Raw genomic sequence first — 22,656 nt, 5'->3', positions numbered from 1 at the left:
CTTTTTTATTATGAGTTAGAACGAGGATCATAATTTGCGCGATCTCGCTGTTCTTGTGCGTAACGTTCAGGATTTTTTTTATAGAAATTTTGATGATATTCTTCTGCTTTATAAAAATTTGAAGCGGGAAGAACCTTAGTAGCAATGGCTTTATCAGAATGCATCGTTTGTTCTAAATCTTTGATATAATTAATCGCAACTTTTCTTTGATCATCATTTGTATAAAAAATAGCTGTTTGATACTGTGACCCTCTATCTTGAAATTGACCGCCAGCATCTAATGGATCAATGACTGAAAAAAATATTTCTAATAATTTATGATAAGAAAATAAAGCAACATCATACTCTATTTTAACAGTTTCATAGTGTCCAGTAGTTCCGCTTTTTACTTGTTCATAGGTTGGATTTTTAACTGATCCCCCCATAAAACCTGATGTTACTGATTCAATACCTTCAAATTGATCAAACGGTTTTGTCATACACCAGAAACAGCCTCCTGCAAAGTATGCTGTATTAATATTCATTTATGCCATCCTTTCCTAACACCTTTGTAATATTTATTGAAAACACTTGATTTTTTAAGGTATTTTATATAACTTATTTATATATTATAGTATATCCGAATATTATTTTGAAGATTTTAAAGAGTGTAAGGTAGGTAAATATGACAGAAGAGAAGGATAATACAATATTAAGACGGCAATCGGGGACAACGATACCTTCTAAACGACGCAAGAAGAAAAAACTTCGAAAATTACCTTTTGTAATACTGATTATTGTAGTTTTACTTATTGTAATGATTACGTATGTCGTTCATGGATATCAAAGTGGGATGAAATATGCACAAGAACATGCAAAAGATATTAAAATTCATAAATTTAATGGAGCCGTTAAAAATGACGGGAAAATCACAATATTAATGCTCGGTGCTGACCAAGCTAATGGTGGAAAATCAAGAACTGACTCTATTATGGTTGTACAGTATGACTATATTAAGAAAAAAATGAAAATGATGTCAATTATGCGTGATATTTATGCTGAAATTCCTGGTTATGACAAATATAAAATTAACGCTGCATACTCACTTGGTGGACCAGAGTTATTGAGACAAACATTAAATAAAAATTTAGGTATTAATCCTGAATACTATGCAGTCATTGATTTCACTGGCTTTGAAAAAATGATTGATGAATTAGAACCTAATGGTGTGCCAATTGATGTTGAAAAAGATATGTCAGAAAATATTGGGGTTTCATTGAAAAAAGGACATCATCGATTAAACGGTAAAGAATTATTAGGTTATGCTAGATTTAGACATGACCCAGAGGGGGACTTTGGACGCGTGAGACGTCAACAACAAGTTATGCAAACACTTAAGAAAGAATTAATTACCCCAAGTACAATCGTGAAATTACCTAAAGTAGCGGGTATATTGAGAGGATATATTAATACAGATATGCCAAACTCAGCTATTTTCCAAACAGGACTAAGTTTTGGAATACGAGGCGATAAAAATGTGGAAACACTAACTGTACCGTTAAAAAATTCTTATCAAAATATTAATACTAATAACGATGGTAGTGCATTAGATATTGATAAAGAGAAAAATAAAAAAGCAATAGAGTCATTTTTAAAAGATAATAAATAAGCAGGCCACTTTGGCCTGCTTATTTATTATCTCTTTAACTACAATAATATTATTATGTAAACTTTAAAGATTATAATATTATTGTTCTGATTTTCTCACGCCACCTACACCGTAGTGATTTTTCTTCATTTCATCAATAACTACATGGATTGCTTCTCTATTTGCGCCTGTTGTTTTCTCCACTGCATTTGTAACCTCAGTGACTAAGTTTTTTAATTGCTCATCTGAGCGTCCTTCTAATAATTTTACATTTACAATCGGCATGATGTTTTCCTCCTTATATAATTATGTGCTTAGTATATCATTTTTAAAAAATGAACTTCAAGATATTTAAACAGAACATTTGTTCTTTTTAATATTGTAAGGGAACAAATGTTCTTATATAATTGAATTATCTAAGGAGGGGATTGATATGTATGATTATAATTTACTTGAAGATAGAGACATACTATGTGTAGATCAGAAAAGTTTTTATGCTAGTGTGTCTTGTATTGAAAAAGGGTTAGATCCTTTAACGACAAAATTAGCAGTGGTTGCTGACACTAAGCGACAAGGATCTGTTGTTTTGGCAGCAACACCTAAATTAAAAGAACTTGGCATTAAAACTGGATCTAGATTATTTGAAATTCCACAGCGTAATGATATTTATATTATTAATCCAAGTATGAGAAGATATCTAGAAATATCTTTAGAAATTTCTAAAATTGCTCTTAAATATGTTCCAAGGGAAGATTTACATCAGTATAGTATTGATGAATTTTTTATGGATGTAACAAATAGCTATCATCTTTTTAATACTACAGTATATTCTTTTGCTAAGTGTTTCCAAAAGGAAGTATTAGATAAGACAGGAATATACTGTACGATAGGTATTGGCTCTAACTTGTTACTTAGTAAAGTAGCTATGGATATCGAAGCTAAACACATAAAAGAAGGTATTACTGAGTGGCGGTATCATGACATACCCGATAAATTATGGCGTATTTCACCATTGAAATCATTTTGGGGAATTAATAAAAAAACAGAAATAAAGTTAAATAAAAAAGGAATTATTACAATAGGTGATTTAGCACATTATCCTCATAGATATTTGAAGAAAGACTTTGGTATATTAGGCACTGATATGCATTTACATGCTAACGGTATAGATCAAAGTAAAATAAGAGAAAAAAGTAAAATTAATAATCCAGCTATATGTAAAAGCCAAATTTTGATGAGAGACTATCAATTTAAAGAAGCAAAAATTGTTATGCAAGAGTTGATTGAAGATGTTACTTGTAGATTAAGAGAAAGAAAGCAATTAGCACGTACTATACATTTTTCATTTGGATATACTGAAGGTGGAGGAATACATAAACAACACACTTTAACTGATGCTACAAATCTAGAACAAGATATATTTAAAGTCGTTAATGATTATGCGAATCAGTTGTGTGATAAACACGCTTTGTATCGTACGTTAAGTGTTTCACTAACACAGTTCATTCATGAAGAAAATCGACAATTAAATTTATTTGTAAATGAATATAAAAGACAAAGAGATGAAAATTTAGCTAAAACGATTGATACGTTACAAAGAAAATATGGCAAAGGCATTGTTTCAAAAGCAATTTCTTATACTGCATCTGGAACAAAACATAATAGATTAGGATTAATGGCAGGTCATAAGATGTAAATAAATGGAAGTAGGTCAAAACTCATTTTGAATTTTGGCCCACTTCCTTTTTTATGGAATATAAGTATCAAATTCATTTAAAGCAACAATACCTAATTCACGATCTTTTGGAGTTTTAAAGGTAACTTGTAAAGCACCTAAAATATCCTCACGAACTTCTAAAATTTTTAAGTTTCTTATAGAAATATTATGTAAACTAAGTATGGAAGTAATTTTATTAATCATACCCGCTTTATCTGGAATATCAATATATAAATCATACCCAACATTGACTACACCATGTTGTTTAAGAGGTAATTGATCTCTAAATATTTTTGCTTCTTCAAAGAATTGATATATTTGTTGTTCTTCTTCATTTTTAAGTTTAACTATCATATCCTTAATATTGGTTTGCATATCTTCTAGTAAACTAATGATATTTTGTTTATTACTAAGTGAGATATCCTTCCACATTTCGGCATTACTACTTGCAATTCTTGTAATATCTCTAAATCCACCAGCAGCAAGCTGTTTGACTAAAGCATGATCATTTGCATGGCTTGAACTCAAGTGTACTAAACTAGAGGCAATAATATGTGGAACATGACTGACAATCCCCGTTACATAATCATGTTCTTTTGCATTAGTAACAATAAATTTAGCTAGTGTAGGGGAGAGCAAATCTTGTAATGTTTTAGCTGCTTGTGTATTATGTTCATCATCGTAAACTAAAATATAGTATGCATTTTCAAATAAGTGCTTTTTTGAATTAAGGACACCGGATTTATGGCTACCAGCCATTGGATGCCCGCTAACAAGATGGATATTTGATTCTAATAAACGTTTTTCAAAATTTTGAATGATAAGCTTTGTACTGCCAGTATCCGTTACAATCAAGTGTGATTTAGTTTCATAATTAGGTAATGAATTTAGATATATCGCTGTTTGATGAACTGGAGTAGCAAAGATAATAATATCCGCTTCCTTAACACCAAGTGCATAATCATTAATCTTTTTATCAATTATACCAATAGACATTGCTTTATCTAGTTGAGTTACATCAGTATCATAGGCAGAAATTATAAAATCAGATTGATAAAATTTTAAATTACTAGCTAAGCTTCCACCAATTAATCCTAAACCAACAAATAAAATATTTTTCATATGAGCTCTCCTTATTTCTAAATATTCAGAATATCTATATTTTAAATTAGTCATTCATTTTAAACAATACTATTCATTAGAGTTCGCTATTTATCTAAGTTAAAATATATTTAAATTGATAAAGGGGGAAGTTGAATGGAATCAAAGATATTAGAATTAATTCAAAACTTAACTAACATTAATAGTCCTTCGGGAAATGCTTATAAAGCAATAAGTTATGTAAAACAAAAAGTAGAACATTTAGGATATTCAACTCAATTAACAAATAAAGGTGCTTTAATTATCACAGTTGAGGGCGAAGACAATGAGCGTCAACGTTGTATTACTGCTCATGTAGATACTTTAGGTGCAATGGTAAAAGAAATTAAAGAAGATGGTCGTTTAACAATCGATCTAATTGGTGGATTTAAATATAATGCGATTGAAGGAGAATATTGTCAGATTGAAACAGACTCTGGCGAAACATACACAGGGACAATATGTTTACATGAAACAAGTGTTCATGTATATCGTGAAAATGAAAAAATCCCAAGAGATATTGAACACATGGAAGTCCGTATAGACGAAAAAACGTCTTCTAAGCAAGAGACAGAAGATTTAGGAATAGAAATAGGTAATTTTATTAGCTTTGATCCAAGAACAGAAATAACATCATCTGGATTTATTAAATCCCGACATTTAGACGACAAAGCAAGTGTAGCAATGATATTAGATTTATTAGAAAGAATAAAAAGTGAACAAATTAAATTACCACATACTATTCAATTTTATATTTCTAATAATGAGGAAATAGGATATGGAGCGAATGCATCTATTTCTAATAAAATTGTAGAATTTATTGCTTTTGATATGGGAGCGCTTGGAGAGGGACAATCTTCTGATGAATATACAGTATCTATTTGTGCTAAAGATGCGTCTGGACCTTATCATAAAGGATTAAAAACACATCTAGTAAACTTATGTAAATTTAATCATATTCCATATAAAATAGATATTTATCCTTATTATACGTCAGATGCGTCTGCAGCATTAAAAGCAGGAGCAGATATTAAACATGGGTTATTTGGAGCTGGTATTGAGTCCTCTCATGCACTGGAACGAACACATATTGATTCTATACATGCCGCTCAAAACTTATTATATGCCTATTGCTTGTCATCAATAAATTGAAATAAATATTGACAAGGAAGATTTATTTATGTATTATACTGAATTATAATAACATTTTAATAATTCTGAGAATTGAGTAGAAGATATGTGATGTAGCAAATAGAAAGCTAATGGATGATGTAAATTAGCACAGCATATGTTTGAATTGGACTTAGAAGGTTAAATTTAATAACAGTAAAGTGAACATGTAATGTTAATTAAGGTGGCACCACGGTAACGCGTCCTTATCTATGGAACGTAATCGTGGTGTCTTTTTGGTATAAATATAGTAATTATTAGCTAGATAATCATAGAAAGTTAGTGGTTGATGAAAACTAACATCACTAATAATGAAATTGGGTTTATACTTATAAAAAATTAAATGAAAAATGAGTGAACTTTAAATATTTTGATAATTCAAAATATTTAGTTAATTAAGGTGGTACCGCGCGTCAGCGTCCTTTTAAATAAGGATGCTGATATTTTTTTGAGAAAGGACTAAAGCTTAATGAAAATATATTATGAAATACTTAGAGCTAATATTACACCCGAAGTATTAGGAAAGTTAAAGAAAAATAAAATTATTTTAGAAAGTACCAGTCAAAAACAAGTTAAAGGTAGATATTCTATTGTAGCATTCGAAAGCTATGGTTCTGTTGTGTTAAACAACGACTTACTAACGATAAAAACAAAAAAACAAAATATTGAAATTACTGAAAAGTCTTATGAATACTTAAAAGATTATATCAATCAATTTAATATTCAGATTACAGATGAAAAATTAAAACATTTACCATTTGTATCTGGCTTTATTGGTACATGTAGTTTTGACTTAATAAGACATGAATTTCCAATGTTAAAACAGCAATCTATACAAGAAATTAAGGACAGCAATGATATTGAATTTCACATGATAGAAGATGTATATGTATTTGATCATTATAAAGATGAATTATATGTTATTGCTACAAATCAATTCTCAGAAGTAGAACAGAAAGATTTAGAAGAAAGAGTAAAAAATAGAGTAAAGGCACTATCTCAAATTAAAGCTTATACAGATGATTATATTCATCCTCCTACGCCTTCAAATATCATGCCAAATGTATCAGATGATGAATTTATAAATACTATAAAACAATTGAAAGAACTTATAAAAGAAGGCGATATGTTTCAAGTTGTACCATCTAGAATATATAGCTACAATCATTATTTTAAAAATAATACATTGCAATTAAGTTATCAATTATACCAAAACTTAAAAAGACGTAATCCAAGTCCATATATGTACTATATTAATATGACTACACAAATTATTATAGGCAGTTCTCCAGAGAGTTTTGTAGCTGTACAAGATGGGACGGTCATTACGAATCCAATCGCTGGAACAATTAAAAGAGGTAAAACCATAAAAGAAGATAAGCAAAATGCAGAGCAATTATTGAGTGATGAAAAGGAATTAAGCGAACATCGAATGCTTGTTGATCTAGGCAGAAATGATATACATAGAGTCAGTAGAACCGGTAGTTCAAAAATTACAAAATTAATGGAAATTGAAAAATATGAACATGTCATGCATATTGTAAGCGAAGTAAGAGGTGAGATTAAGCGAGAATTATCTCCTATGACAGTAATTGCTAATTTATTACCTACAGGAACTGTTTCAGGAGCTCCAAAACTTAGAGCAATTAGGCGTATATATGAGACATATCCATATAAACGTGGCCTATATAGTGGTGGTGTAGGCTACATTAATTGCAATCAGAATTTAGATTTTGCCTTAGCAATAAGAACAATGTTAATCGATGATACTACCGTGAAAGTCGAAGCAGGATGTGGGGTGGTTTATGATTCAGTACCAGAAAAAGAATTAGAAGAAACATTATTAAAAGCAAAAAGTTTATTGGAGGTAACACCATGATTTTAATCATTGATAATTATGACTCATTTACATATAACTTAGTTGATATAGTAAGTCAATTAGACGACGTCATTGTTAAATATCCAGATGATAAAGATGTGCTTAATTACGTTAACCAAAGTGATGGTCTCATCATATCTCCAGGACCTGGTCATCCTTTAGATAGTAACCATCTATTAAATATTATTGAAAGGTATAAATCTTTACCGATATTGGGCGTATGTTTAGGTGCACAAGCAATAACATGCTATTACGGTGGCCATGTTATTCAAGGTGAAAAAGTCATGCATGGTAAAGTCGATATATTAACAGTTATTCAACAAACTAAATTATATAACAACTTAGCAAATCAATTTAATATAATGCGTTACCATTCATTAATAAGTGATGAAATCTCTTTTCCATCACAATTAATAATTACTGGAAGAACAAAAGATTGCATTCAATCTTATGAAACAAAAAATGGATTACATTTTGGTATTCAATATCATCCCGAGTCGTTTGCAACAGACCAAGGACAACAAATAATTAAAAATTTTATCGATATCGTAAAGGAAAGAGGTAAATATGATGACCTTAACATTACTCAACCAAATTCAAAGCCATGTAACACTCTCACAACATGAAACTACTGAATTTATTCAATATCTCATCAATCCAGAATGTCATACTCAAGATAAAGTAAAGTTATTACAAGCTTTCACAAATAAGTCGATACAACAAAAAGAATTAACTTATATAGTGAAAAGTCTTATTCATACGATGTATTCAACTCAACCTGAATACAAAGGAAGTATATGCGTTTGTGGAACAGGAGGAGATAAATCAAATAGTTTCAATATTTCAACGACAGTATCATTTGTAGTAGCAAGTGCAGATGTTGCAGTCATTAAACATGGAAATAAAAGCATTACATCTAATTCTGGAAGTACCGATTTATTACAACAATTACACATTCCTACTACGAAAGTAGCGAATGTAGCCAAACAAGTATCTAAAACGCATTTAGCATTTATCAGTGCTATGGAATCTTATCCAATTATGAAATATATTCAACCTATTAGAAAACTCATTCATGAACCAACTATTTTCAATATTGTTGGACCATTAATCAATCCTTTTAAATTAGATTATCAAGTAATGGGGGTATACGATGCTTTCCAATTATCCATGATTATTAAAACTATGAAAGATTTAGGACGACGAAGAGGTATCGTACTTCATGGCGCGAATAGAATGGATGAAGCAACGTTATCTGGGGATAACGAAATATATGAATTGCATGAAGATGGAACTATTTCACATTATGTTTTAAATGCACGAGATTACGGCATTGCTAATGCGAATAATATAGAACTTCAAGGTGGTACACCTGAAGAAAATAAAAACATTACCATTGATATATTAAGTGGAAAAGATCATTCCCCTAAAAGAAATGTCGTAGTGCTGAATGCAGCATTAGCCTTATATATATCAAATAGAGTGGATAGTATTAAAAAGGGCGTTGATTTAGCAAAAGATTTAATTAATAGTGGCAAAGCCTTAAAACAATATCAGTTGATGAAAGGGGAATAAAAGTGACAATATTAGATGAGATTGTACAGTATAAAAAACAATTACTAAGTGATGGGTATTATACTGATAAAATAAAACATATTAAAAAAGTTGATGTATCTTATAAGTCAGCTCTAGAAACCACTTTGAAAAGAGAATCAACATTGAGTATTATTGCAGAAATAAAATCTAAAAGTCCTTCTGTAAAAGCATTCAAGGACATTAACTTAGAGCATCAAATTGCTAAATATGAAAATCATGGAGCAAATGCTATTTCAATTTTAACCGATGAAAAATATTTTGGAGGAAGTTTTGAACGTCTACAAACGTTAACACAACTCACACATTTACCAGTATTATGTAAGGATTTTATCATTGATCCGCTTCAAATTGATCTTGCTAAGAGAGCTGGAGCTTCTATTATTTTATTAATAGTAAATATTTTAACCAATGATACACTTCAGTCTTTATATCATTATGCAATGTCTCAAAACTTAGAAGTCTTAGTTGAAGTCCATAACAAAGAAGAGTTAGAACGCGCATATCAAATTAAACCTAAAATCATTGGAGTAAATAATAGAGATTTAAAAACATTTATTACTAAAGTAGAACATACTAATGACATTTTGGAAATGAAAAAAGAAGGTTATTACTATATTTCTGAAAGTGGTATTACAACTTTAAATGATGTAAAAAAAATTGTAAGTAGTGGAATAGACGGGTTACTTGTGGGAGGAGCTTTAATGAATAGTAATAATATATCATCGTTATTACCTTCATTAAAATTAAATAAAGAGAAATGAATATACTAAAATTTTGTGGTTTTAAAACAAAAAGTGATATTTTAAAAGTCAATTCCTTAGACATAGACATGATAGGTTTTATTCATTATCCAAAAAGTAAACGTCATTTAAATATAGAACAAATTAACTATTTAAATCAATTTGTAGCAAAGCACATTCATCGAGTTATAGTTGTTGTGAATCCTACATATAAAGAATTAAATACATTGTTGCAACAAACCAATGTGAATGCCATTCAATTTCATGGTAATGAAGCAATTGAATTAATCCAAAAAGTTAAATTGAATTTTAAGAATATTAAGATAATTAAAGCGTTGCCGGCTACAGAAAATTTGAATAGAGATATTAATCAATATAAGCCATGGGTGGATTTATTTATTATTGATACTCCTTCAATTCAATTGGGTGGTACGGGTCAAACGTTTAATTGGCAAATATTAGAATCAGTAAGCCAAGACATTCCTTATCTTATTGCAGGAGGAATAAACATAAATGCTATTCAACAGATTGAAAAGCTAGATTTATCACATAAAGGCTATGATATATCCAGTGGTATAGAGACAAATGAATGCAAGGATAAATTGAAAATGGAAACAATTATAAATTACGTTAAAAGGAGCTTAGAATATGAAACAGATACAAACTGAAGCAAATGAACTAGGTTTTTTTGGTGAGTACGGAGGACAATATGTACCGGAAACATTAATGCCAGCTATCATTGAATTAAAGAGAGCGTATAAAAAAGCCAAAAGTGATCCTAAATTCCAACAAGAGATAGCATATTATTTAAAGGATTATGTTGGGAGAGAAACACCATTGACTTATGCGAAATCATACACAGAAACATTAGGTGGGGCTAAAATTTATTTAAAAAGAGAAGATTTAAATCATACTGGTGCCCATAAAATCAATAATGCCATAGGTCAAGCATTGCTCGCTAAACGAATGGGTAAACATAAACTTGTTGCAGAAACGGGAGCTGGACAACACGGAGTTGCAAGTGCCACAGTGGCTGCATTATTTGATATGGAATTGATTGTTTTTATGGGAAGAGAAGACATCAAAAGGCAACAACTGAATGTATTTAGAATGGAATTATTAGGAGCTAAAGTTGAAGCTGTGGATGAAGGTCAAGGAACTTTATCTGACGCAGTTAATAAAGCGCTACAGTATTGGGTAAGTCACGTGGAGGATACACATTATCTATTAGGATCAGCTTTAGGACCGGATCCATTTCCAACAATGGTTAGAGATTTTCAGAGTGTAATTGGTCAAGAAATAAAATCACAACTATTAGAGAAGGAACATCGTTTGCCAGATGCAGTAGTTGCTTGTGTAGGAGGAGGATCTAATGCAATAGGAACATTTTATCCTTTTATCAAAGATAATGTGAAATTATACGGTGTGGAGGCAGCTGGCAGAGGTAAGGATACTAATCAACATGCACTTGCGATAGGGAAGGGAAAGGCTGGCGTGCTTCATGGATCAAAAATGTATTTAATCCAAGATGAACATGGACAAATTGAATTGGCACATTCTATCTCAGCAGGATTAGATTACCCAGGTATTGGACCTGAACATTCATATTATCATGATATTGGAAGAGTAACCTATGAATGTGCTAGCGATGAAGAAGCAATGGAAGCACTTGTCCGCTTCACCAAAATAGAAGGTATTATCCCCGCTATAGAAAGTGCACATGCATTAAGTTATGTAGAAAAATTAGCACCTCAAATGAAACAAAACGATATATTAGTAGTGACAATATCTGGACGTGGAGATAAAGATATGGAAACGATTCAACAATATATCCAACAAAGAAAGGAGGACAAAAATGAGTAAATTATTTATTCCTTATATCATGGGTAATAGACAATTTTTAGAAAATGTAAAATTACTTGATAAAAGTGGAGCAGATATGATAGAAATTGGTATTCCATTTTCAGATCCTGTAGCTGATGGACCTATCATTATGAAAGCTGGTCATGAAGCACTTCAAAATCATATAACAATCGACTATATATTTGATGAGTTAGATAAACATCAAAACGAAATTAATTGTAAATATGTCCTAATGACATACTATAATGTTATTTTAAGTTATGGAGAAAAAGCCTTTTTTAAAAAATGCGATGATATTGGTGTTTATGGAGTAATTATTCCAGACTTACCATTTGAATTAATAGAACAATTAAAACAACAATTAAATGATAATAGAGTAGTAAAAATAATTTCATTAATAGCAATGACGGCAGATACAAATCGTATACAAAATATAGCAAAACATGCTGAAGGATTTATCTATACTGTAACGATGAATGCTACTACAGGAGAAGATGGAACGTTTCATCCAAAGCTTAAAGACCAGATAAAAATGATTAAATCTTTTACAGCTCTTCCAGTTGTAGCAGGATTTGGAATAAGAACTACAGACCATATAAAAGATTTGGTAAAAGATGTAGATGGTGTTGTTATTGGAAGTGAAATCGTTCGAAGATTTGAAAATGATGACTTAAATCAAACAGGAGAATACTTAAGGGAGATTAGACAAATTTTAAATAACTATTAGCATAGTATAAAATAAAAGCTATTTAAAGTATTCATAGCATGAAATACTTAAGAATTAGTAGCAATGTAGTATTAATTGATTTAAAATGAAATTAGATATGAATTTAAGAGCTGAAAATCATTCTTTTTCAGCTCTTATTATTTGTAGAAGATAGAAGCCAAGAATTTAAGAGCATTTAGGTTAATTGGAAGTGTATACAGGTTTATATTTTAGTTTTAACCTTATCTAGTGTATACTTATTGAGATTAGACCGATGCGTATTCACAACATATACATAAGCTAAAATTTTAAAATTAGTCAACTCAAATTAAATAAAGATTCTAAATTAGGAGTTATAGAGATAATGAAGTTTACAAATTTAACATCTACAGAATTTGGCGATTTTACTGAAAAAATGCCATATAGCCATTTTACACAGATGACTGAAAATTATGAGTTAAAAGTTGCTGAGAAAACTGAAACTCATTTAGTAGGAATTAAAAATAAAGATAATGAAGTCATTGCTGCTTGTATGCTAACTGCTGTACCCGTTATGAAAATTTTTAAATATTTTTATTCAAATCGTGGTCCAGTCATTGATTATGAAAACAAAGAACTCGTTCACTTTTTCTTTAACGAATTAAGTAAATATTTAAAACAACAACATTGTTTATATGTACGTATAGACCCTTATTTGCCTTATCAATATCGTAATCATGATGGTGATATTACAGGAAATGCTGGGAATGATTGGTTCTTCGATAAAATGAAACAATTAGGATATCAACACGAAGGTTTTACAACAGGATTTGATCCAATATTACAAATTCGGTTCCATTCAGTTTTAAATTTAAAGGATAAAACTGCTAAAGATGTATTAAATGGAATGGATAGTTTACGAAAAAGAAATACTAAAAAAGTCCAAAAAAATGGTGTTAAAGTAAGATTTCTTACTAAAGAGGAATTACCTATTTTCAGATCATTTATGGAAGATACATCAGAGACTAAAGAATTTTCTGATAGAGAGGATAGTTTTTACTATAATCGATTTGATCATTTTAAAGATAGAGTATTAGTACCTCTCGCATATATAAAATTTGATGAATATCTTGAAGAACTTCATGCAGAACGTCAGACATTAAATAAAGACTTAAACAAAGCTCTAAAAGATATTGAAAAACGACCAGATAACAAAAAAGCACAAAATAAAAAAATAAATTTAGAACAGCAATTAAAAGCAAATGAGCAAAAAATTGATGAAGCAACACAACTTCAATTAGAACATGGTAACGAATTACCAATATCTGCTGGATTCTTCTTTATTAATCCATTTGAAGTTGTATATTATGCAGGTGGAACGTCAAATAAATATAGACACTTCGCTGGAAGTTATGCAGTTCAATGGACTATGATTAATTATGCAATTGATCATGGCATTGACCGTTATAATTTTTATGGGATTAGTGGTCATTTTACAGATGATGCTGAAGATGCAGGTGTTGTAAAATTTAAAAAAGGATTTAATGCAGATGTAATTGAATATGTTGGTGATTTCGTTAAACCTATAAATAAACCAATGTATTCACTATATACAACACTTAAAAAAATTAAAAAAAGATTGAATTAAGAGGGGGATAGTGCGAATATGAAATTTACAGAGTTAACAGTTAAAGAATATGAAACCTTCGTACAAAATCCATCATTAGAGAGTCATTACTTTCAAGTTACTGAAAATATAAAAACTAGAGAAAATGACGGATTTGAAGTTGTGTTATTAGGCGTAAAAGATGAAAGTAATAAAGTGATTGCTGCAAGTCTTTTCTCAAAAATTCCAACTATGGGAAGTTATGTATACTATTCAAATCGTGGACCGGTGATGGATTATTCCGATTTAGGTCTTGTTGATTTTTACCTAAGAGAATTAGAAAAATACCTACACCAACATCAATGTTTATATGTAAAACTTGATCCATATTGGATTTATCAAATTTATGATAAAGATATCAATCCGGTTGAAGGTCACGAAAAAAATGATGCTTTAGTTAATTTATTTAAATCACATGGTTACGAACATCATGGTTTCACTACGAAATATGATCGCTCTAGTCAAGTGAGATGGATGGGTGTAAATTATCTAAAAGGTGAAACACCTGCATCATTGAAAAAGCAGTTTGATAGTCAACGTAAAAGAAATATAAATAAAGCGATAAACTATGGAGTAAAAGTAAGATTTCTTAAAAGAGATGAACTAAACATTTTCTTAGACTTGTATCGTGAAACAGAAGCACGTACCGGTTTTGTTTCAAAAACAGATGAATATTTTTATAATTTTATAGATACATACGGCGATAAAGCATTAGTGCCATTAGCATATATTGATTTAGATGACTATATTAAATCATTGCAAACCTCTTTAAATGATAAAGAAACGCGTCGTGATCAAATGATGTCTAAAGACAATAAAAGTGACAAACAGCTGAAAAAAATTGCTGAATTAGATAAACAAATAGAACATGACCAAAAAGAGCTCTTACATGCAAGTGAATTACGTCAAACTGATGGACAAATTTTAAACTTAGCTTCTGGAGTATACTTTGCAAATGCTTATGAAGTAAACTATTTCTCAGGCGGCTCATCAGAAAAATACAATAATTATATGGGACCATACATGATGCATTGGTTTATGATGAATTATTGCTTTGACCATGGATATGATCGATATAATTTTTATGGTTTATCTGGTGATTTCACTGAAAATAGTGAAGATTATGGTGTTTATCGCTTTAAAAGAGGGTTTAATGTATATATCGAGGAGTTAATTGGAGACTTCTATAAACCAATTAATAAACCTAAATATTGGCTATTTAAAACATTGAATCGTATACGTAAGAAGATTAAAAAATAACAATTAGAATAAAAAGCATATTGGCAATCTTGCCAGTATGCTTTTTATAATTAGTGATAGAGACTAATTATAAATAGTGTAGGTAAATTCTAAGTTGTAAATACAAGTTGCATCCTACAAATTAATAATAGCATATCAATCATTTTTATCAATGATACACCAAAAGAAATTTGTTTTTGATATTTTATAAAAAATGAATTTTATATCTTTTTATAATTCAAATGATAAATACATAGCTATTATATCATCAAATAACTAATCTAATAGAAATCATTCCGCTTTGATTGATTTATCAAATAATTAAGAATGATTGTATGAATCGTAATGTCGACAACCATGATTCAATACTTTAGATATTGATTACCGAACTGTAGAAAAATAATAACTTTAAATAAATACTCATAAAATTAGAATGCATGGGCATATGTAAATGAGTTAAGGAATATATTAAAACTTTAAATATCTGTATTTTGTTAAAAAGCTTAAATTGAAGATATTCATATAAAAATACAGATTTCAACAATTTAGTTTACATAATATATATTATAGGAAGTTGTATATATAACGATTAGGGGACCTATTCTATTTTAATGACACTGTAATGATATATTTTAGTTATAATCCTGTGGTTAACATTGATCTATCTAAAATGATTGACTTAGTTATAATTTGTTATGATAAAAATCAACTACGTTATATATAACGTAGAAAATACTAATATGAATCTAGTGTTGGTATTTATGACACAATATATTTTGATAATGAATCAATTATTGAATGCTTATTTAGTTTACATAATGTAAGATATCAAATTATTTTTGCAGATAAATAATTTATTACCTGTTCTACCTTATCAATTTACGGTCTATCGATGATAATGGACCATGATTTATAATAACAATTATTTCAAAGAATGACTTTTATATCATAAAAAATGATCCATTCTTATAATTTTGATTATCGTTTATTAAGACGATTTTATTAAATATACCTTTCCAATATTATGAGCAATATACTCCTTTTAAAATTATCGAATAATCAATAAGATCACTTATTTTAAGTCTAATACATGTATTAAAGAAATCACTACTAATATAAAAGGAATATGTAATATTTTAGGTAAAATAATGTTATAAAACGTAAATATTTAATTGATAATGATTATCATTTTCTATTATAATGTTCTCTAGGAGGTAAGAAAATGCAAAAATTATTTAAATATATTCTATTAATTTTATCAGTTATTTTAATTTTATCAGCATGTAATAAGCAATCGGATTCAAATTCTTCATCTAGTAAAAATACCATTACAGTAAAAAATACATATGAATTTAAGGATAAGAATCATACACATAGTAGAGGCAAAAATAAAACAGAAACAGTTAAAGTACCAGTTAATCCAAAACGTGTAGCAGTACTAGATTATGGCGCGTTAGATATTATGCAACAAATGGGACTTCAAGATAAAATAGTTTCTATTGCTAAAGGACAAGGTGCTTCATTCTTACCTTCTTCCCTTTCGGAATTTAAAAACAGTAAATATACAAATCTAGGCAATCCTGGAAGACCTAATTATGATGAATTAGCTAAATCAAAGCCTAATGTTATCTTTGCTTCATTTAGACAAGCACATACAAAAACAATAGATGAAATGAAAAAAGCGGCGCCTAATGCTAAAATTTTATTTGTTAGTCCCGATAATGATCATTATATTTCATCAATTAAAGAACATACGACATTGTTTGGTAAAATTTTCAAAAAAGAAGAAAAAGCAAAAGCGCTTAATCATAAATTAAGTGAAGAAGTGAAAAAGACTAAAAAAGTAATGAATAATGATACCGTATTACTTTTAAATGTTGATGATAAAGGCATTAGTGTCTTCGGACCAACTGGTAGATTCGGGGGCTTCTTAAATAAAGATTTAGGAATTAATCACGCTGATCCTAAAATGAAAGCAAATTCAGCTGGTAATATAGTTACTAATGAGTATTTAAATAAAATTAATCCTAATAAATTGTTTGTAATTAATCGAACTAAAAATGCGGATGACAAAACGTTACCTTCTGCTTTAAATAATAAAGTGATAAAAGATATGAAAGCAATAAAAAATCACCAAGTATATCAATTTGAAGCTAACGCTTGGTATTTTAGTGAAGGTGGTATTGAAACAACTATTCATCAATTAAATAAAATTGAAAAAGCCTTTAAAAAATAATCATGTTATACACCATTAATAATATAAATAGGAGTGGGATAACGAATTCAAAATGAATTCTATCCTACTCCCTTATATTTATCTTCTATCACGACGGCGATACATGTACTCGTCGTGATCATATTTTTTCATCTCTTTTTCCAATTGCTTTTCTTTACGTTCTCGGCGCCATCCTCTTGTAAAATACCATAAAAGGAAACTAATCATTAAACTTATAATGGCAAGAAAAGCCGCATAGCCTAATAAAGGCTGGAACGTTATATTATAAAAATTAGGAATAAAGAAAGCTAATATTGCTAAAACAACGAAGGTAATTACTGTTGCTGAAAACCATTTTTTCAGTACCAATGTACAAAAGACAGTTAATATCATCATTGCTACGATTGTAATCCAAAGATAATTTGGCATATCAAATATCGTCATAAAAAACGCCTCAACTTTTATATTTTATAATATGTAATATACAATACTTTTATAAATAATTATACCTTCTTAATTATTAAAATGACTCAGACTAAAGGCTTAAAACTGAGTTTACAAATAATATTATGTATAATATATATGAGAATAACTATTTAGGAGTGAATAAAATGAACACAGGCTTACCACTCAGAAAACATGTTCCAGATAATGAAAAATGGAATTTAGAAGATTTATTTACGAATGATGAAGCATTTTATAATACTTTAAATGATGTATTAGAGAAATCCGCTCAATTTAATCAAAAATATAAAAATAATTTATCAGAAACTAAAATTATTCTAGATGCGCTTAAAGAATATGAAGACTTACTTATACAATTTGATCGATTAGGTAATTATGCTGAACTTAGATTAAGTGTCGATACTACAAATGAATTAGCGCAAACGTTAAATGCCAAACTATCAACATCTTATGGTAAGATATCTAGTTTATTATCATTTGTTGAATCTGAAATAATGATACTCTCTGATGATAAATTGAAAGAGCTAAAAGAGCAGTTCAATAGTCCTCATTATCTAGAAAAATTAATAAAACGTAAACCTTATCAATTATCTTCAGAAGTTGAAGAAGTGCTTGCTAGTTTGTCACCTACTTTTCAAAGTGCTTATGAACTCTATGGAACAACTAAAATGCTTGATATTGCGTTTGAATCGTTTGAACATAATCATGAAACGTATCCTTTAGATTATGCAACTTTTGAAAACGAATATGAAGACAGTTCAGATCCAGAGTTTAGACGTAAAAGTTTCGAAACTTTTAGTAATGCATTACGTAAATATCAACACACAACAGCCGCAACATATAATCAACATGTGCAACAAGAAAAAATTGAGGCTAATTTAAGAGGCTATGATTCTGTTATAGATTATTTACTACAAGAACAAGAAGTTACACGTGAAATGTATGATAGACAAATTGATGTCATCATGAGTGATTTAGCACCTGTGATGCAAAAATATGCCAAAATACTGCAAAGAATTCATAACTTAGATAAAATGCGATTTGAAGATTTAAAAATATCAGTTGATCCAAGTTATGAACCAGATATTTCAATAGAAGACTCAAAACAATATATTCACGGTGCTTTAGGTGTTTTAGGCGATGACTATATTAAAATGGTTGATAATGCTTATAATCATCAATGGATTGATTTTGCACAAAATAAAGGTAAAGATACTGGCGCGTATTGTGCTAGCCCTTATTTTACGCATTCATATGTATTTATTTCATGGACAGGTAAAATGGCAGAAACCTTCGTATTAGCGCATGAATTGGGTCACGCTGGTCATTTTACATTGTCACAAAAACATCAACATTTATTAGATTCAGAAGCATCTATGTATTTTGTAGAAGCGCCTTCTACAATGAATGAAATGCTAATGGCAAACTACTTATTTAGTAATAGTAATGATGCACGTTTTAAACGATGGGTGATTGGCTCAATCATATCTCGCACATATTATCATAATATGGTCACGCATTTACTAGAAGCTGCATATCAAAGAGAAGTATATAAAAAAGTTGATAATGGTGAATCTTTAACAGCACCGGTTCTTAATAAGTTAATGAGAAACGTTTATGAACAATTCTTTGGTGATGCGGTTGAACTTACTGATGGAATGGAATTAACTTGGATGAGACAACCACATTATTATATGGGATTATATTCATATACGTATTCAGCTGGATTAACTATTGGCACAGTGGTCTCTCAAAAAATTAAAAAAGAAGGACAAAAAGCAGTCGATGCATGGTTAGAAACGTTAAAAGCTGGAGGAAGTAAAAATCCAGTTGAACTTGCAAAAGTAGCAGGCGTTGATATAACAACAAATGCCCCACTTAAATCTACTATTGCGTATATTTCAGAATTAGTAGATGAAGTAGAAATACTTACAAATGAAATCGAACATAATTAATGTATTATAAAGGAGTGAGACACTATTCAAAATGAATAGTGTCTCACTCCTTTACTTTGATTTTTTTAGTTTGAATAAAACTATCAACTATAAAGTAGTTTAACGATCATATTTATCAAAATGTTCACCAGTAAAGTAATAATAAACACTTTCTGCTATATTTCTTACATGATCCCCTACTCTTTCTAAGTTACGTGCAGCTAAATGAGCTTGTCCAGCTACAAACGGATCATTATCAATTAGATAAGTTGTGTTAACAATATTCACGTATAAATCGTCAATATCTTTATCACGTTCGATAATTTCTTTAATCAATGTTAAATCTTCATTTTTAACAGCAGTATTTAAGTCTTCTAACATTAATAATGCAAGTTTACCCATTGTTTTTAAACGTGTTAAGACATAATGATCTGTAATTTTTACTCTTAGTCGAATATGAGCGATATTTGCAGCATTATCCCCCATTCTTTCAAAATCAGTAGAAATTTTTAAAGCTGCCATCATCATTCTTAAATCAGTAGCAATGGGTTGTTGTTTCGTAATTAACATGATTACTTGTTCGTTAATGTCATAATCAAATTTGTTAATTTCTTTATCTTTTTCAATGACGTGTCTAGCAAAGTTTCTATCATCTTCACTCAATGATTCAATAGCATTGTTAACATTTGAATAAACACGAAGACCAAGACGACGAAGTTCTTTAATTAAATCGTCCAATTGGCCTTCATATTTTTGTCTAATAATTTTCATTAAGCATTAACCGAAACGACCAGAAATATAATCTTCTGTTTGTTTGTCTGAAGGATTAGAGAAGATTTTATCAGTATCGTCATATTCATTTACATAACCATTAAGGAAGAATGCTGTTTTATCAGAAACACGTGCAGCTTGTTGCATGTTGTGTGTAACCATAATGATAGAATAATTTTCTTTTAATTCTTGAACCAGTTCTTCAACTCTTAAAGTAGAGATAGGATCTAATGCAGACGTAGGTTCATCCATTAAAATAACATCTGGTTCAATTGCTAAACATCTAGCAATACAGACACGTTGTTGTTGTCCCCCTGATAATCCATACGCATTTGTATGTAATCTGTCTTTTAATTCATCCCAAATTGCAGCACCACGTAATGACTTTTCAACAATTTCATCAAGTAATTTTTTATCTTTAATACCATGGATTTTTGGACCATAAGTAATATTATCATAAATTGATTTAGGAAACGGATTTGGTTGTTGGAATACCATTCCTACATTCGTTCTTAGTTTTTCTTTTGAATAGTTGCTATCAAAAATATTTTGTCCTCTGTATAAAATTTTACCCGCAGTTTTAACTGATGGTACTAATTCAACCATACGATTTAATGTTTTAATATATGTTGATTTACCACAGCCAGAAGGTCCGATAATAGCAGTGACATTATTTTCTAAGATATCTAAATTGATATTTTGTAAAGCATGATTTTCACCATACCATAAATCTAAATTTTGAGTTGAATAAACTACTTTTCTTTCACTGTCAGGTTTAATATCTTTTTTATTTTCATTATTAGTTGTTACAATTGTTGTCTTTTGCGACTGATTGTCGTTATGTTGTTGTGTGTCGTTTGTTGGATGAGTGTGATTTGAGCGTTGATCAACAACATCATTTGTATGTTGTTCAACGTTCTTTTTCTTTTCATCTACATTGATTTTTGCCATATATAAAACTCCTTTTATTTTAAGAAAGAAAGCAGAAACCTTTCTCTCTATCCCAAATAACTTTAATAATAAAATGCTTAATATTTTCTAGAAAATTTATTACGTAAGAAAATTGCTAAACCGTTCATTAATAATAAGATAACAAGTAATACGATAATACCTGCTGATGCCACGTTTTGGAATTCAGCTTGTGGCATTTTAGCCCAAGTATAAATTTGAGTTGGTAAAGCAGTAAACATTGAGAATAAACCAGATGGTACTGCTAAGAAAATAGTCGGAATACCGATTAAGATTAATGGTGCTGTTTCACCTAATGCACGTGAAAGTGATAAAATAAATCCCGTTAAAATACCAGGTAAAGCAGCGGGTAAAACCACTTTTCTAATTGTTTGCCATTTATTTCCACCTAGACCATAAGATGCTTCTCTTACAGAATTAGGTACGGCACGAATCGCTTCCTGACTTGAAACGATAATAATCGGTAAGATAAGTAATGACATTGTTAAAGCAGCAGCGATAACAGTATTTCCTAAAGATAATGATTCAATACCAGCGCCACGTACAAATAATGTTAAACCTAATAAACCAAATACAATTGAAGGGACACCAGCTAAGTTAGAAATACAAATTTTAACGAAACTTGTAAACATATTATCGCGTGCGTATTCTTCAAGATAAATTGCTGTACCAACACCTAAGATAATAGAAATTGGGATAATAGTAATCATTAACCATAATGTACCAGCTAATGCGCCTTTAATCCCAGCTTGTGATGGTGTTGAAGATGAGAAACTTGTAAAGAATTCAGGTGTTAAATGTCCTATACCTTTTACAAGTGTTTGAATCAGTAGTGCGGCAAGAACGATTAAAGCAAATACAATACATGCAAAGAATAGCCATTTATTAAGACTATTTTTTTTATCACGACTAGATAGGTTTTTTTCGACTTTATTTTTGTCAACTAAACCTTTAGCTCTTGGATCAGTCGTTGCTGTCAT

The 22,656-nt window shown here is 29.8% G+C and carries 21 protein-coding genes; 14 read left to right on the top strand and 7 right to left on the bottom strand.

Features of this window, described 5'->3' with window-relative positions; genetic code table 11:
• Positions 1 to 8: 8 nt before the first annotated feature.
• Entirely contained in the window at positions 9 to 524 is a 516-nt protein-coding gene (gene msrA, locus BDW25_RS01510) for a peptide-methionine (S)-S-oxide reductase MsrA (RefSeq protein ID WP_002449832.1), read from the bottom strand.
• A 140-nt stretch (positions 525 to 664) separates the two neighbouring features.
• Between msrA and BDW25_RS01505 the strand changes: the two genes are divergently transcribed.
• On the top strand, positions 665 to 1,648 hold the full coding sequence (locus BDW25_RS01505; RefSeq protein WP_002449708.1) for an LCP family protein: 984 nt from the start codon (positions 665 to 667) through the stop codon (positions 1,646 to 1,648).
• A 78-nt stretch (positions 1,649 to 1,726) separates the two neighbouring features.
• Here BDW25_RS01505 and BDW25_RS01500 read toward each other — a convergent pair whose 3' ends face one another.
• Positions 1,727 to 1,912 (bottom strand): 2-hydroxymuconate tautomerase, encoded by a 186-nt coding sequence (locus BDW25_RS01500; RefSeq protein ID WP_002449790.1) that lies wholly within the window; start codon positions 1,910 to 1,912, stop codon positions 1,727 to 1,729.
• A gap of 148 nt (positions 1,913 to 2,060) precedes the next feature.
• On the opposite strand from BDW25_RS01500, the gene BDW25_RS01495 reads away from it, so the two are divergent.
• Positions 2,061 to 3,323, top strand: a complete 1,263-nt coding sequence (locus tag BDW25_RS01495; RefSeq protein WP_133944699.1) for a Y-family DNA polymerase — start codon at positions 2,061 to 2,063, stop codon at positions 3,321 to 3,323.
• A gap of 51 nt (positions 3,324 to 3,374) precedes the next feature.
• Here the strand turns inward: BDW25_RS01495 and BDW25_RS01490 are convergent, their stop codons facing one another.
• A complete protein-coding gene (locus BDW25_RS01490) occupies positions 3,375 to 4,466 on the bottom strand; it encodes a prephenate dehydrogenase (RefSeq protein WP_049336310.1) in 1,092 nt (363 codons plus the stop codon).
• 135 nt (positions 4,467 to 4,601) lie between these two features.
• Here BDW25_RS01490 and BDW25_RS01485 point away from each other — a divergent pair, with 135 nt between their 5' ends.
• The 11 genes from BDW25_RS01485 (at position 4,602) to BDW25_RS01435 (ending at position 17,558) form a co-directional block, all read left to right on the top strand.
• A complete protein-coding gene (locus tag BDW25_RS01485; RefSeq protein WP_133944697.1) occupies positions 4,602 to 5,636 on the top strand; it encodes a M42 family metallopeptidase in 1,035 nt (344 codons plus the stop codon).
• A 487-nt stretch (positions 5,637 to 6,123) separates the two neighbouring features.
• Positions 6,124 to 7,533, top strand: coding sequence for an anthranilate synthase component I (locus tag BDW25_RS01480; RefSeq protein WP_133944695.1), 1,410 nt, complete (start codon positions 6,124 to 6,126; stop codon positions 7,531 to 7,533).
• Positions 7,530 to 8,159 carry an anthranilate synthase component II gene (locus BDW25_RS01475; protein ID WP_002449807.1) on the top strand — a complete coding sequence of 210 codons (630 nt, stop codon included), beginning with the start codon at positions 7,530 to 7,532 and terminating at the stop codon, positions 8,157 to 8,159. Before BDW25_RS01480 ends, BDW25_RS01475 begins: the two co-directional genes overlap by 4 nt.
• The gene (trpD, locus tag BDW25_RS01470; protein ID WP_208318176.1) at positions 8,104 to 9,108 is read left to right on the top strand and encodes an anthranilate phosphoribosyltransferase; all 1,005 of its coding nucleotides are present in this window, start codon (positions 8,104 to 8,106) and stop codon (positions 9,106 to 9,108) included. Before BDW25_RS01475 ends, trpD begins: the two co-directional genes overlap by 56 nt.
• Positions 9,109 to 9,110: 2 nt before the next feature.
• Complete coding sequence (trpC, locus tag BDW25_RS01465) at positions 9,111 to 9,890, top strand: indole-3-glycerol phosphate synthase TrpC (RefSeq protein WP_002449783.1); 780 nt, start codon at positions 9,111 to 9,113, stop codon at positions 9,888 to 9,890.
• Positions 9,887 to 10,537, top strand: a complete 651-nt coding sequence (locus BDW25_RS01460; protein ID WP_133944691.1) for a phosphoribosylanthranilate isomerase — start codon at positions 9,887 to 9,889, stop codon at positions 10,535 to 10,537. The genes trpC and BDW25_RS01460 overlap by 4 nt, the downstream gene beginning before the upstream one ends.
• The gene (gene trpB / locus BDW25_RS01455; protein ID WP_002449727.1) at positions 10,518 to 11,732 is read left to right on the top strand and encodes a tryptophan synthase subunit beta; all 1,215 of its coding nucleotides are present in this window, start codon (positions 10,518 to 10,520) and stop codon (positions 11,730 to 11,732) included. Before BDW25_RS01460 ends, trpB begins: the two co-directional genes overlap by 20 nt.
• Positions 11,725 to 12,459: a tryptophan synthase subunit alpha gene (trpA, locus tag BDW25_RS01450; protein WP_049336298.1), complete on the top strand. Its 735-nt coding sequence runs from the start codon at positions 11,725 to 11,727 to the stop codon at positions 12,457 to 12,459. The genes trpB and trpA overlap by 8 nt, the downstream gene beginning before the upstream one ends.
• 343 nt (positions 12,460 to 12,802) lie before the next feature.
• The gene (locus BDW25_RS01445; protein ID WP_064207468.1) at positions 12,803 to 14,065 is read left to right on the top strand and encodes an aminoacyltransferase; all 1,263 of its coding nucleotides are present in this window, start codon (positions 12,803 to 12,805) and stop codon (positions 14,063 to 14,065) included.
• A gap of 18 nt (positions 14,066 to 14,083) precedes the next feature.
• Entirely contained in the window at positions 14,084 to 15,343 is a 1,260-nt protein-coding gene (locus BDW25_RS01440) for an aminoacyltransferase (RefSeq protein ID WP_002449855.1), read from the top strand.
• Between the two features lie 1,201 nt (positions 15,344 to 16,544).
• Positions 16,545 to 17,558: a siderophore ABC transporter substrate-binding protein gene (locus tag BDW25_RS01435; RefSeq protein ID WP_133944689.1), complete on the top strand. Its 1,014-nt coding sequence runs from the start codon at positions 16,545 to 16,547 to the stop codon at positions 17,556 to 17,558.
• A 78-nt stretch (positions 17,559 to 17,636) separates the two neighbouring features.
• Here the strand turns inward: BDW25_RS01435 and BDW25_RS01430 are convergent, their stop codons facing one another.
• Positions 17,637 to 17,981, bottom strand: a complete 345-nt coding sequence (locus tag BDW25_RS01430; protein WP_002449774.1) for a hypothetical protein — start codon at positions 17,979 to 17,981, stop codon at positions 17,637 to 17,639.
• 167 nt (positions 17,982 to 18,148) lie between these two features.
• Between BDW25_RS01430 and pepF the strand changes: the two genes are divergently transcribed.
• Complete coding sequence (gene pepF / locus BDW25_RS01425; protein ID WP_071860367.1) at positions 18,149 to 19,957, top strand: oligoendopeptidase F; 1,809 nt, start codon at positions 18,149 to 18,151, stop codon at positions 19,955 to 19,957.
• Between the two features lie 99 nt (positions 19,958 to 20,056).
• Here pepF and phoU read toward each other — a convergent pair whose 3' ends face one another.
• From phoU to pstA, 3 genes are all read right to left on the bottom strand, one after another.
• The gene (gene phoU, locus BDW25_RS01420; RefSeq protein ID WP_002455359.1) at positions 20,057 to 20,707 is read right to left on the bottom strand and encodes a phosphate signaling complex protein PhoU; all 651 of its coding nucleotides are present in this window, start codon (positions 20,705 to 20,707) and stop codon (positions 20,057 to 20,059) included.
• Between the two features lie 6 nt (positions 20,708 to 20,713).
• Positions 20,714 to 21,658 (bottom strand): phosphate ABC transporter ATP-binding protein PstB, encoded by a 945-nt coding sequence (pstB, locus tag BDW25_RS01415; RefSeq protein ID WP_049430864.1) that lies wholly within the window; start codon positions 21,656 to 21,658, stop codon positions 20,714 to 20,716.
• 77 nt (positions 21,659 to 21,735) lie between these two features.
• Positions 21,736 to 22,656, bottom strand: coding sequence for a phosphate ABC transporter permease PstA (gene pstA / locus BDW25_RS01410; RefSeq protein WP_049417598.1), 921 nt, complete (start codon positions 22,654 to 22,656; stop codon positions 21,736 to 21,738).

The sequence above is a fragment of the Staphylococcus sp. AtDRG32 genome, assembly GCF_004365845.1.
Lineage (GTDB): Bacteria > Bacillota > Bacilli > Staphylococcales > Staphylococcaceae > Staphylococcus > Staphylococcus hominis.
Note: the sequence above shows the minus strand (reverse complement) of the source record. Positions and strands in the feature narration are given on the sequence as shown.